This is a genomic window from Aggregatibacter segnis ATCC 33393, assembly GCF_000185305.1.
GTDB lineage: Bacteria > Pseudomonadota > Gammaproteobacteria > Enterobacterales > Pasteurellaceae > Aggregatibacter > Aggregatibacter segnis.
This window is the reverse complement of the sequence record NZ_GL622200.1, coordinates 1106655-1119251: the sequence shown is the minus strand read 5'-3', so window position 1 is coordinate 1119251 and position 12597 is coordinate 1106655. Positions and strand designations below refer to the sequence as shown.

Annotated in this window: 9 protein-coding genes; 5 read left to right on the top strand and 4 right to left on the bottom strand. The window is 44.5% G+C overall.

Translation table 11 applies throughout. The annotated features are described in order from the left end of the window. Positions 1-142 precede the first annotated feature (142 nt). Together fdhD and uvrD are read left to right on the top strand one after the other, a co-directional pair. A complete protein-coding gene (fdhD, locus tag HMPREF9064_RS04260; RefSeq protein WP_006718457.1) occupies positions 143-967 on the top strand; it encodes a formate dehydrogenase accessory sulfurtransferase FdhD in 825 nt (274 codons plus the stop codon). 112 nt (positions 968-1079) lie between these two features. After that, the gene (uvrD, locus tag HMPREF9064_RS04265) at positions 1080-3254 is read left to right on the top strand and encodes a DNA helicase II (RefSeq protein WP_006718455.1); all 2175 of its coding nucleotides are present in this window, start codon (positions 1080-1082) and stop codon (positions 3252-3254) included. Between the two features lie 55 nt (positions 3255-3309). On the opposite strand, the gene HMPREF9064_RS04270 is transcribed toward uvrD, so the two are convergent. The 4 genes from HMPREF9064_RS04270 to sfsA all read right to left on the bottom strand — a co-directional run bounded on the left by HMPREF9064_RS04270 (position 3310) and on the right by sfsA (position 8007). Next, positions 3310-4764 carry a glycoside hydrolase family 32 protein gene (locus tag HMPREF9064_RS04270; protein ID WP_006718453.1) on the bottom strand — a complete coding sequence of 485 codons (1455 nt, stop codon included), beginning with the start codon at positions 4762-4764 and terminating at the stop codon, positions 3310-3312. 73 nt (positions 4765-4837) lie between these two features. After that, positions 4838-5764 carry an aminoimidazole riboside kinase gene (locus tag HMPREF9064_RS04275; RefSeq protein ID WP_006718451.1) on the bottom strand — a complete coding sequence of 309 codons (927 nt, stop codon included), beginning with the start codon at positions 5762-5764 and terminating at the stop codon, positions 4838-4840. Between the two features lie 88 nt (positions 5765-5852). Then, positions 5853-7040, bottom strand: a complete 1188-nt coding sequence (gene tyrS, locus HMPREF9064_RS04280; RefSeq protein ID WP_006718449.1) for a tyrosine--tRNA ligase — start codon at positions 7038-7040, stop codon at positions 5853-5855. 235 nt (positions 7041-7275) lie between these two features. Continuing rightward, on the bottom strand, positions 7276-8007 hold the full coding sequence (gene sfsA / locus HMPREF9064_RS04285) for a DNA/RNA nuclease SfsA (protein ID WP_006718448.1): 732 nt from the start codon (positions 8005-8007) through the stop codon (positions 7276-7278). Between the two features lie 299 nt (positions 8008-8306). Here sfsA and pntA point away from each other — a divergent pair, with 299 nt between their 5' ends. The 3 genes from pntA (at position 8307) to selD (ending at position 12504) form a co-directional block, all read left to right on the top strand. Then, on the top strand, positions 8307-9842 hold the full coding sequence (pntA, locus tag HMPREF9064_RS04290) for a Re/Si-specific NAD(P)(+) transhydrogenase subunit alpha (protein WP_006718446.1): 1536 nt from the start codon (positions 8307-8309) through the stop codon (positions 9840-9842). Between the two features lie 11 nt (positions 9843-9853). Then, positions 9854-11278 carry a Re/Si-specific NAD(P)(+) transhydrogenase subunit beta gene (gene pntB / locus HMPREF9064_RS04295; protein ID WP_006718444.1) on the top strand — a complete coding sequence of 475 codons (1425 nt, stop codon included), beginning with the start codon at positions 9854-9856 and terminating at the stop codon, positions 11276-11278. Between the two features lie 185 nt (positions 11279-11463). Next, positions 11464-12504, top strand: coding sequence for a selenide, water dikinase SelD (gene selD, locus HMPREF9064_RS04300; RefSeq protein WP_111704468.1), 1041 nt, complete (start codon positions 11464-11466; stop codon positions 12502-12504). The last annotated feature ends 93 nt before the right edge of the window (positions 12505-12597 follow it).

Sequence of the window (12597 nt, the reverse complement as noted above, 5' to 3'; positions counted from 1 at the left end):
TTTGTATTAAAATTTAACAAAACGATGCTGAGTAGTTATGTAACAATAAAAATATATAGTTACCTTACTAGTAGCGGCGGGTAGAATACCTATTTTTTGTACAGAAATCCATAATTAATAATGGCTATAAGGATAGAAAATTTTGAGTTGGATCAAAAAAAAATTAATTCACTTTATTAAAAAATTAACAAATGAGCAACAAGGCGATAACAAGATTGCTATTTCTGAGAAACAAGAAATTTTAGCCACGGAAACGCCTGTGGCACTGGTGTATAACGATATTTCTCACACGGTGATGATGTGTTCTCCACGAGATTTGGAAGATTTCGCCATGGGGTTTTCTTTATCGGAAGGGATTATTGATAAACCGAGTGATATTTATGGCATTGATATTGAAGACGCCTGTAACGGCATTGAAGCAAGAATAGAGTTGGCAACGCGCTGTTTTGTCGCACTGAAAGATCATCGACGCACCTTAACCGGACGAACCGGTTGTGGCATTTGTGGGGCGGAACAGATTCAACAGGTTTATAAAAATGTCAAAAAATTAGACCGCACTTTAACCTTCCGTGTGGCACAACTAGACGATTGCTTACAGCAATTACAGGTCGCTCAGGAATTAGGTAAACAAACAGGCTCCACGCATGCGGCGGCATTTTTCTCCATGGAAGGTAAATTACTCGCCATTCGTGAAGATGTCGGGCGCCATGTGGCATTAGATAAATTATTGGGGTGGCATGCTAAAGCAAGTAAACCGCAAGGCTTTATTGTTGTGACCAGCCGCGCCAGTTATGAAATGGTGCAAAAAACAGTCTCTGCAGGCATAGAAATGTTAGTCGCAATTTCAGCTTCAACAGATTTGGCGGTAGAAATGGCAGAACAATACAACTTAACGTTAATTGGTTTTGCCAGACCTGGGCGTGCGACGGTTTATAGTGGTAGAGAACGTTTAGCAATTGATGATTAACCTTTTTTCGTTTCCCCTGTATGTATGATGTTTCTCCTCTTTTCATTGAGTTTTCAACCGAAATCGTTATAATTTCGCCTGTACAAAAAAACAGTGTTTGTGAGTGAAAATAATGGATTTCGCAGAATTATTAGATGGCTTAAACGATAAACAACGGGAAGCGGTGAGTGCGCCATTGGGCAATTATTTGGTGTTGGCGGGCGCGGGGAGTGGTAAAACCCGCGTATTGACGCACCGAATTGCGTGGCTGATTGGCGTTGAAGGTGTCTCCGAAGGGAGCATTATGGCGGTGACTTTCACCAACAAAGCTGCGGCAGAAATGCGTCATCGTATTGAATCCGTCTTGTTCGACGGCAATCAGCGTTTGTTTGGTATGTGGGTCGGCACCTTTCACAGCATTGCTCATCGACTTCTGCGTGCTCATCATCTTGATGCGGATTTGCCGCAAGATTTCCAGATTTTAGATTCGGAAGACCAATTGCGTTTACTCAAACGCCTCATGAAATTACATCATTTTGACGAAAAAAGTTTCCCGCCAAAACAAGCTGCTTGGTATATCAATAATAAAAAAGACGAAGGCTTGCGCCCGAATCAAATTGATGATCATCACGATCGTCAAGAACGAGAATGGATTCGAATTTATCAGATTTATCAAGATGCTTGCGATCGTGCAGGACTGGTAGATTTTGCTGAAATTTTATTGCGCTCGTACGAATTGTTTTTACATAAACCACTGATTTTACAACGTTACCAACAACGTTTTCAGCATATTTTGGTGGATGAGTTTCAAGACACTAACAAAATTCAATATGAATGGATTCGTTTATTGGCGGGCAAAACCGGCAAAGTGATGATTGTAGGGGATGACGACCAATCTATTTACGGCTGGCGCGGGGCAAAAATCGAAAATATTCAGTTATTTTTGAAAGAGTTTGCCAATGCACAAACCATTCGATTAGAACAAAATTACCGTTCCACCATGAATATTTTGCAGGCTGCTAATGAGTTAATTTCTAATAACAACAACCGACTAGGGAAAAATTTATGGTCGGAAGGAAATCAAGGCGACCCTGTAGGCATTTATGCGGCTTTTAACGAATTGGATGAAGCGCTGTTTGTTGCCTCACAAATTAAAACTTGGATTGAAGACGGCGGCAAACTCAACGATTGTGCCATTTTATATCGCAGTAACAGTCAATCACGGGTGATTGAAGAAGCGTTGATTCGTTCACAAATTCCGTATCGTATTTATGGTGGCATGCGCTTCTTCGAACGTCAGGAAATCAAGGATGCCTTGGCGTATTTGCGCTTAATTGCTAATCGCCAAGACGATGCCGCCTTTGAACGCGTTATTAATACACCACCACGGGGCATTGGTGATCGCACGTTGGACACTTTGCGTAACCTGACTCGCGAACATCAAATCACGTTATGGCAAGCCACCAATTTGGCATTGCAGGAAAATAAACTGGCAGGCCGTGCCGCGACCGCTTTGCTTCGCTTTATGGAATTAATCAATTCTCTGCAACGGGATACGGAAGAGATGCCGTTGTTTGCACAAACAGATTTTGTCATTAAGCATTCCGGTTTGTATGAAATGTATAAACAGGAAAAGGGCGAAAAAGGCGAGGTACGCATTGAAAACTTGGAAGAATTGGTCTCTGCCGCTCGCGAATTTATCAAGCCTGAAGAGGCGGAAGATATGACAGAGCTTACGGCTTTCTTGACGCACGCGTCGTTAGAAGCGGGCGAAGAGCAAGCGGCACCGCACCAAGCCTGTGTGGAAATGATGACCTTGCACTCAGCAAAAGGCTTGGAGTTTCCTCGAGTGTTTATGATTGGCGTAGAGGAAGGGTTATTCCCAAGTTTCCGTTCCTTTGAAGAAGCGGGGCGTTTGGAAGAAGAACGTCGTTTGGCTTATGTGGGGATTACCCGAGCCAAACAAAAACTTACCATTTCTTACGCGGAAAGTCGTCGTTTATATGGCAAAGAAGAACGTCATTTGCCTTCTCGTTTTATCACGGAATTGCCACAACAATGTTTACAGGAAATCCGTTTACGCGGCACCGTTACACGCGCCTTGAATCAATCTAAAGTAGGCAGTGTTTCGCCGATTGCCAACGAAAGCGAATGGAAAATGGGACAAAAAGTGAAACATGAAAAATTCGGTTTTGGTACGGTGATTAATGTAGAAGGGGCGGACAATAATTTGCGCCTACAAATTGCGTTCCAGAATCAAGGAATTAAATGGCTGATCGCCCATTTGGCGAAGTTGGAGAAAGTTTAAGTTTCGTTTTGTCATTAATGCAAAAAGAGTGCGGTGAAATTTCACCGCACTTTTTTTATCGATACTGAATGGCTTTTGGGTAACCAATCTGTAACGTTAATTTTTGATTGCTTTCCACAACATTTTTCCGTGCTTGAATAAAAAAACGAGAGGTCATGGCTTTTTCACCGTGATTGAGAAAAATTTCTACGATAGAACGATCAAAGAAAATTTCCACCGTTTGTAGTTTCTCAATTTCGCAGAAACGTTTACTACCGAATTTTTCCATCAACGCGGTTTGTTCACTTTGGCTACGCTCTAAACAAACTAATCCGTTTTCATAAGAAAGACGTAAGGATTGTCCTTGTTCATTTTGGAAGAAGGTTAAATCAAAGGCTTGATTATTCGCTTCAAATTTCACATAAGCACGATCTAAATCTACAATTTCGGCTTTGCCATCAAGATGAAATGTAGAAAGTGCGGTCAGATTTTTATACGTTTTGGTGATAGGGCGTTGGTGGATTTTGTTGCCTTCTAAGCGTAATTCTCTCGGCAGCGTTAAAGCCGAATGCCATTTGAATTTGTCTGTCGGATAGGTTAAGTCCGGCAATCCGATCCAACCGAACAGGATGGCATTTTCTGTCTTGCTAAGACCTGCAAAAGTTTGTGGTGCGTAGAAATCAAAGCCTTGATCCAGTTCGGCGATGTGTTCGGCGTGAAAGGTTAAGCCGTCTAGTTTGCCAACAGCATACACGGCGTGGTAGTTATTTTGAAATTGATGAGGCTCACGCGATTTGCCTTGTGGCGACCAAATAAACACATCTTTATCGCCGAGTTTCAATAAATCAGGACATTCCCACATAAACACCTTGTTATTATCAAAGGCAGTCAAGGAAAGTTCGCCGAGTAAACGCGGTGTATCCTCAAGATTGTCCATTTCAAAAATAATCGCCGTACCGGTGAGATTTTCCCGTTGTGCACCGCAGATAAAACGGATTTTTCCGTTTTCGGCAAAATAAGGTTTGGGGTCACGAACGTGTTCCGTATAGCCTTCAGGCGCATTTTCAATTAACGGACGTTTGCTTAACAATTTCCCATTAAGATCGAAAATCGCTAAATTTTGGTAAGGCACGCGTTGATTGTCACTTGGGCGACGGGTGTTGCCGGTGTAGAACATGGCTAATTTATCACCGACTTTTAATGCGCCACCCGAATAACAGCCGTGAGATTCAAAAAGCTCACAAGGAATGAGATCGTCAGCGGATTGATAATGTTGGAAATCTTTGGTGATTAAATGCTTCCAATGTTTCATGCCGTGTAGTGCATCAAAAGGAAACCATTGATAAAAAAGGTGATATTTCTCGCCATCAAAGATGAGACCATTAGGATCGTTCATCAGCCCTGTTGGTGGCGCAATATGAAAGTGCGGTCGAAAATCTTTGTCTTTTTGTACGGTTTGAGCAATTTCTGCAAGCTCACCGGATGCTGCCGCAAGGATGCTTTTGTATTTTCCATTGTTGAAAATAGGCATAAGGTTTCTCCCCCTCTGTTGGGGCAGGTGGCACGCATCATAAGATGCGTGCTATTGGATTGAAGCAATGGGATCAGTTTGCCAAAAATTCCGCTAATTGTGCTTTATTTGGCAGGGCAGACATAGCACCTTTTGCCGTAGTAGCTAACGCGCCACAGGCATTAGCTTGACGGAGAATTTGCTCAAGCACAGCGGTTTCTTGCCAATTTACATGTTGTGAAAGGGCGGAAAGAAGACCACCAACGAACGCATCACCTGCGCCAGTGGTGTCAACCGGTTTTAAGGCTTTGCCGGCAACGATGTCTTTTTTACCGGCTAAATGATAGCGTGCGCCGTCTTTGCCCAAGGTCACGATAATCAATTTTTCCGGATAAAGTGCGGTGATTTTTTCAAATGCGTCGTCTAAGGTTTGCGTGTCAGTGAGGAGCGTCAATTCTTCTTCTGAAAACTTCAACACATCCGCGAATGCCACCGCCTTCATCACCGTTTCTTTCATGTCTTCAAAGCTTGCCCACAGGGATTCGCGCAAATTCGGATCGAAAGAGAAGAATCCGCCCGCGGCTTTAATGCGGCGAATGGCTTCAAAGGTGGTTTCGCGGGAAGGATTGTTAATTAAGGCAATGGAGCAACAATGGAGCCATTCGTTTGCTTGGAAATTCGGTAAATCCGCCACTTGTAAAAATTGGTCGGCACTTGGATTCACCATAAAGGTAAAGCTCCGTTCGCCGTTATCTAACCCGACCACGACAGTGGAGGTACGCTGTTGCGGATCAAGAATCATGTGGCTGGTTTGTACGTTTTCCTGTTGCAGGGTTTGTAGCATAAATTCGCCCAATGGATCTTTGCCCACGCGACCGATAAACGCACTTTCACCGCCTAAACGGGCAATACCTACTGCCACGTTTGCCGGTGCACCGCCAGCACAACGCAAATAATGATTTTCTCCGTCCGGGATTAAATCCACTACGGCGTCACCTAATACCCAGATCTTTTGATGCATATTCTGCTCCTTGTGTTAGCCCTAAAAACGCGGATAAAAATAACCGCACTTTATGATGACATAAGTGCGGTTCGTTTTTGTGATGTTTTTATTTCACCGTGACTTTGGCGAACTTACGTTTACCTACTTGGTAAACCGCAGTCGAAGCGCTGATAACAAGTTTGGCGTCTTCTACTTTTTCACCGTCAATTTTCACGCCACCTTGTTGTACCATGCGGTTGGCTTCTGAAGTTGAAGCGACCAAGCCGGCTTCTTTTAACAAGTTGGCAAGGCCGATTTCACTTTCAAAGGTAAATTCAGGCATGTCATCAGGCATCGCGCCTTTTTGGAAACGGTTGATAAATTCTTGTTCAGCCGCCTCTGCCGCCGCGTCATCATGGAAACGGGCAATAATTTCTTTGGCTAATAAGATTTTTACATCCCGTGGATTTTTACCATTTGCCACATCTGCTTTTAATTGGGCGATTTCAGCTAATGGACGGAAAGAAAGCAGGTTATACCAATCCCACATTAAGTCATCGGAAATGGACATGATTTTGCCGAACATTTCGCTTGGTGCTTCGGTGACACCGATATAGTTGCCGAGGGATTTAGACATTTTTTTCTCGCCATCCAAGCCCACTAATAACGGCAGGGTAATCGCCACTTGTGGTTTTTGACCGGCAGATTTTTGTAATTCGCGACCCACTAATAAATTGAATTTTTGGTCGGTTCCGCCTAACTCAACATCGGCTTCCAACGCAACAGAATCATGACCTTGCAAGAGCGGGTAAATAAATTCATGAATCGCAATCGGTTGATTGTTAGAGAAGCGTTTTTTGAAATCATCACGTTCTAACATTCGGGCAACAGTGTAGTTGCTTGCTAAACGAATCATGCCTTCGGTGCCTAATTTACCCAACCATTCAGAGTTGAATACGATGCGGGTTTTTTGCGGATCGAGAATTTTGTAAATTTGTTGTTTGTAGGTTTCCGCATTACGTAACACATCTTCGCGGCTAAGCGGTGGACGAGTCGTGTTTTTACCGGATGGATCGCCCACCATGCCGGTGAAGTCACCGATTAAGAAATAAACTTCGTGGCCTAATTGTTGGAATTGACGTAATTTGTTTAATACCACAGTGTGACCTAAATGAATATCCGGTGCGGTTGGGTCTGCGCCGAGTTTCACGCGCAATGGGCGATTTTCTTTAAGTTTTTCAATTAAATCCTGTTCAGAAAGAATTTCATCTACGCCGCGTTTTAGTTCCGCGAGAACGGTATTCATATCAGTCATGTCTTTTCCTAATGTTATTCAATTTACCGAAAGGCTACATTATAGAGGTTATTCGACAAATTTGAATTATTTTTAAGGAAAAGGCCGGATTTCAGGCGAAAAAAAAACGCCTCTTGTGGGGGATGAGGCGTTGAAGTTGGAGTGATTATCTATAATTTGTTTTGGTAATTGAATGATAATTATTCTCAAAAATAATGTCAAGCACTTTAATGAAAATAATTCTCAAATAATTTGCTTAAATTGAGTTTATCTTAAGTGGTACGACCTTTGTGAGATGAAGTGCGGTTGGAATTCCCTGCGTTTTTTCAAATTCAGCGGCATACGCATAGGCTTCCACACCTTCTTTGAGAGCTTGCCGGAAAAGCGCATCGTATTTGGTATCAATATGTTTCGCGATTTGGAAATGGTCAAAACCATCATGTAAGCCACAGAAGAAAATGACGGCACGATGGCCTTGTTTTTTCATTGCGATCAATTCGCGCAAGTGTTTTTGTCCGCGTGTCGTGACAGCATCGGGAAACATGCCGAGTTTTTTGTCGTTATCTACATACGTGATGGATTTCACTTCTACATAACAATCGGGCAGATCTTTACCTTTTAGCAGGAAATCAATACGGCTGTTTTCCTCACCGTATTTCACTTCCGGGTGAATTTCATCATACATGGCGAGTTCAAGGATTTGTTTTTTCTGTAAGGCATCAAAGGTGAGCTGATTAGAGCGGTGGGTGTTAATGCAAACCATATTGCCATTTGCTAATTGCGTTAATTCCCATGAGCTTGGGTATTTCCGTGTGGCACTGTCGGAGGTGGAATACCAAACGATGTCGCCTTCTGCACCACAGCCAATCATGGCACCGGTATTGGCGCAGTGCAGCGTGGTGATATCGCCGTTTGGCAGTTGCACATCGGTTAAGAAACGTTTGTAACGACGGATTAAGGTGGCGGATTGTAGAGGAGGTAATTGCATTGTGTTTGACCTTGAGCATCAAAGTGCGGTTAAGTTTTTCAGTGTTTTTTAACTGACCGAATGTGAAACGGCAGCCAAAATATTCGCGCGCTAAGATAGCAAAGCGAGGGAGGGATTTCTAATTTTTTTATGTGCTACTACAAATTGTAATAGGGATCACATATTGAATAAAAAGCCGAAAATTTTTTTTCGTTTTTAGGGGAACAATGATAGAGTGAGGGCTAATTTGACAGCCTAGAGGTGTCATTTCGGGCGGGTAAATTTGTTACCTACATCTTAATCTATCAAAGGGAATCATTATGTTAATTGGTGTACCTAGAGAACTGCTTGATAATGAAAGTCGTGTGGCGGCAACGCCGAAAACGGTTCAGCAAATTTTGAAGCTTGGCTTCGATGTGATTGTTGAACATGATGCGGGTTTCAAAGCGAGTTTTGAAGATCAGGCATTTGTAGCTGCCGGTGCGAAAGTCGGTGATGCCGCACAGGTTTGGCAAGCGGACATTATTTTTAAAGTCAACGCGCCGACCGACGATGAAATCGCTTTAATTAAAGAAGGGGCAACCTTAGTCAGCTTCATCTGGCCTGCGCAAAATCCGCAGCTCATGGAAAAATTGTCAGCGAAAAAAATCAATGTGTTGGCGATGGATGCCGTGCCGCGTATTTCTCGTGCGCAAGCATTGGATGCATTAAGTTCAATGGCAAATATTGCCGGTTATCGTGCCGTGGTGGAAGCCGCACATGAATTTGGCAGTTTCTTCACCGGACAAATTACCGCAGCAGGTAAAGTGCCACCGGCGAAAGTGTTGGTGATTGGTGCGGGTGTTGCCGGTCTTGCCGCGATTGGGGCTGCAAACAGTCTAGGTGCTATTGTACGTGCTTTTGACTCCCGTCCGGAAGTAAAAGAACAAGTAGAAAGTATGGGCGCCAGCTTCCTTGAAATCGATTTTAAAGAAGAAGGCGGCAGTGGCGATGGCTATGCTAAAGTCATGTCTGAGGAATTTAATCGTCGCGCGCTTGCCCTTTACGCAGAACAAGCGAAAGAAGTGGACATTATCATTACCACCGCATTAATTCCGGGCAGACCTGCACCGCGCTTAATCACCAAAGAAATGGTGGAATCCATGAAGCCGGGTAGCGTGATTGTGGATTTAGCCGCAGCGACCGGCGGTAACTGTGAATTGAGTAAAGCCGGCGAAGTGGTGGTCACCGATAATCAAGTGAAAATCATTGGTTACACCGATTTACCAAGCCGTTTACCAACGCAATCTTCCCAACTTTACGGTACCAACCTGGTTAACTTGTTGAAATTGCTTTGCAAAAACAAAGACGGTCAAATCGACATCAATTTCGACGACGTGGTATTGCGTGGCGTGACAGTGATTCGTGATGGTGAAGTCACATGGCCGGCACCACCAATTCAAGTGTCTGCGCAACCGCAACAACAAGCAAAAACCGCAAGTGCGGTCAAAAAAGAGGAAGAAAAACCAACGGATCCGCGTAAAAAATACGGCATTATGGCGGCAGTGGGTGTGCTTTTCTTATGGCTCACGTCTATTGCGCCAGCGGCTTTCCTTTCTCACTTAACCGTGTTCGTCTTGGCTTGTGTCGTGGGTTACTATGTGGTTTGGAATGTGAGCCATGCGCTACACACCCCATTGATGGCGGTAACCAATGCGATTTCAGGGATTATTATCGTAGGGGCGTTATTGCAAATCTCACAAGGTAATTTCTTCATTAGTGTGTTGGCGTTTATTGCGATTTTAGTGGCAAGCATCAACATTTTTGGTGGCTTCCGCGTCACTCAACGTATGCTTTCCATGTTTAGAAAAGGCTAAAGGAGAAAATCATGTCAGAAGGTTTTGTACAAGCTGCGTATATTGTGGCAGCGTTGCTCTTCATTATGAGCTTAGCCGGTCTTTCTAAACATGAAACGGCAAAAGCAGGGTGCTGGTATGGCATTATCGGGATGGGGATTGCCCTCATCGCCACCATCTTCGGGCCAAAATCCGAAGGCACATTATGGATCATCATTGCTATGGTGATTGGTGGGGCGATTGGTATTCAGCGTGCATTAAAAGTTGAAATGACGGAAATGCCGGAATTAGTGGCAATCTTGCACAGCTTCGTGGGTTTGGCTGCCGTATTGGTAGGCTATAACAGCTACGGTTTGCATGATATCCCAACCATGCCTAGCGGTTTAAATGACGTAGAACAAGCGAAATTCCTTGCAGAACAAGCCGCACTTGCCAGCGTGCATAACGTGGAAGTGTTCTTGGGGATCTTCATCGGTGCGGTGACCTTCACCGGCTCTGTGGTGGCATTCGGTAAATTAAGCGGAAAAATTAATTCCAAAGCCTTAATGTTGCCACACCGTCATAAATTAAACTTGGCAGCGCTTATTGTTTCCGCGTTATTAATGGTGGCGTTCTTAAGTGAACCGGAAAATATCTTCCCGGTATTAATCATGACCGTGATTGCCCTTGCATTCGGTTGGCATTTAGTGGCCTCTATCGGTGGTGCAGACATGCCGGTGGTGGTGTCCATGTTGAACTCCTATTCCGGTTGGGCAGCAGCTGCGGCAGGTTTCATGCTTAGCAATGACTTGTTAATCGTGACCGGTGCGCTTGTAGGTTCTTCCGGTGCGATCTTGTCTTACATCATGTGTAAAGCCATGAATCGCTCTTTCATCAGCGTTATCGCCGGTGGTTTCGGTAATGACGTTCAAGTGTCTTCCGATACGGAACAAGGCGAACACCGCGAAACCACAGCGGAAGAAGTGGCGGAATTATTGAAAAATTCCAGCTCTGTGATCATCACCCCGGGATACGGCATGGCGGTGGCACAAGCGCAATATCCGGTGGCGGAAATCACTCAAAAATTACGCGAACGCGGCGTGAACGTGCGTTTCGGTATCCATCCGGTTGCCGGACGTTTGCCAGGCCACATGAACGTGTTATTGGCGGAAGCCAAAGTACCTTACGACATCGTGTTGGAAATGGATGAAATCAACGATGATTTCGCTGACACCGACACCGTCTTGGTTATCGGCGCGAACGACACCGTCAACCCTGCGGCGATGGACGATCCGCACAGCCCAATCGCCGGCATGCCGGTATTGGAAGTGTGGAAAGCGGCTAATGTAGTGGTATTCAAACGTTCTATGAATACCGGTTACGCAGGCGTACAAAATCCATTGTTCTTCAAAGAAAACACGCAAATGCTGTTTGGTGATGCGAAAGAACGTGTGGATGACATCTTAAAAGCATTGTAATTTGCTTTGAATGACAAACTAAAAAATAAAAGTGCGGTGAATTTTCACCGCATTTTTGTTTCTGAGAAATGCATTTCAATTAATGAATCATTAGTTCAATAACGCTATAATTACGCCATTCGTTTAATAAAAAGGAAGTAAGCATGACAGAGCAGGCTTTGCACGCGGAACAGAATGAATGTGTCATAACAAACGACATTCGGCTGACGCAATATAGCCACGGCGCCGGTTGAGGCTGCAAAATATCGCCTAAGGTTTTAGAGGAAATTTTGCATACCGAAATGGCACCGTTTATTGACCCGAATCTCCTTGTCGGCAATGATACCAAGGATGACGCGGCGGTGTATGATTTAGGCAATGGTACGTCGATTATCAGTACCACGGACTTTTTCATGCCGATTGTCGATGATCCTTTTGATTTCGGACGCATTGCGGCAACCAACGCTGTGAGCGATATTTTCGCCATGGGCGGCAAGCCGATTATGGCGATTGCGGTGTTTGGCTTCCCGATTAACAAATTGCCCGCAAGCGTGGCGCAACGCATTATTGACGGCGGTCGTTTCGCTTGTCAGGAAGCGGGCATTGCCCTTGCCGGCGGACATTCTATTGACTCGCCTGAACCGATTTTCGGCTTGGCGGTGACCGGCATTATCGACACTGAAAAAGTGAAACGAAATGCCTCTGCTGAAGCCGGTTGCAACTTGTATTTAACCAAGCCATTGGGCATCGGCGTATTAACGACGGCAGAAAAACAAGGCAAATTAAAAGCAGAACATAAAGGTTTGGCGACCAAATGGATGTGCCAAATGAATTTACTGGGCAGTCAGCTTTCAAACATTGACGGCGTTACCGCCATGACCGATGTCACCGGTTTCGGTTTGTTAGGGCATTTAGCCGAAATCTGCGAAGGCTCCAACCTCAATGCCGAAGTGGATTTCGCCAACATTAGAACCCTAGACGGCGTTGATGATTACATCGCGCAAGGCTGCATTCCGGGCGGTACGAACCGTAATTTCGACAGCTACGGACACAAAATCGCCCCGATGACAGATTTACAAAAAGCCGTGCTATGCGACCCGCAAACCTCCGGTGGTTTGCTCATCGCCGTTAACCCAGATTCGGAAAAAGAGGTTTTTGCTGTCGCCGAAACTGCCGGCGTTGAGCTATATCCTGTCGGCAAACTCATTGAACGACAAGCTATACCGGAATTTATTGTGGTGAAATAGCGTTGATTTGTTGATTAAAGTGCGGTCATTTTTCCAAGTGTTTTTTGAAATGAAAAACGTTTGAGGAAATGACCGCACTTTTTTAGTCATGAA

Coding starts and splice junctions, on each gene's coding strand:
- pntA (WP_006718446.1), top strand. CDS start 8,307: ATGTTAATTGGTGTACCTAGAGAACTGCTTGATAATGAAAGTCGTGTG.
- uvrD (WP_006718455.1), top strand. CDS start 1,080: ATGGATTTCGCAGAATTATTAGATGGCTTAAACGATAAACAACGGGAA.
- HMPREF9064_RS04275 (WP_006718451.1), bottom strand. CDS start 5,764: ATGCATCAAAAGATCTGGGTATTAGGTGACGCCGTAGTGGATTTAATC.
- sfsA (WP_006718448.1), bottom strand. CDS start 8,007: ATGCAATTACCTCCTCTACAATCCGCCACCTTAATCCGTCGTTACAAA.
- tyrS (WP_006718449.1), bottom strand. CDS start 7,040: ATGACTGATATGAATACCGTTCTCGCGGAACTAAAACGCGGCGTAGAT.
- HMPREF9064_RS04270 (WP_006718453.1), bottom strand. CDS start 4,764: ATGCCTATTTTCAACAATGGAAAATACAAAAGCATCCTTGCGGCAGCA.
- pntB (WP_006718444.1), top strand. CDS start 9,854: ATGTCAGAAGGTTTTGTACAAGCTGCGTATATTGTGGCAGCGTTGCTC.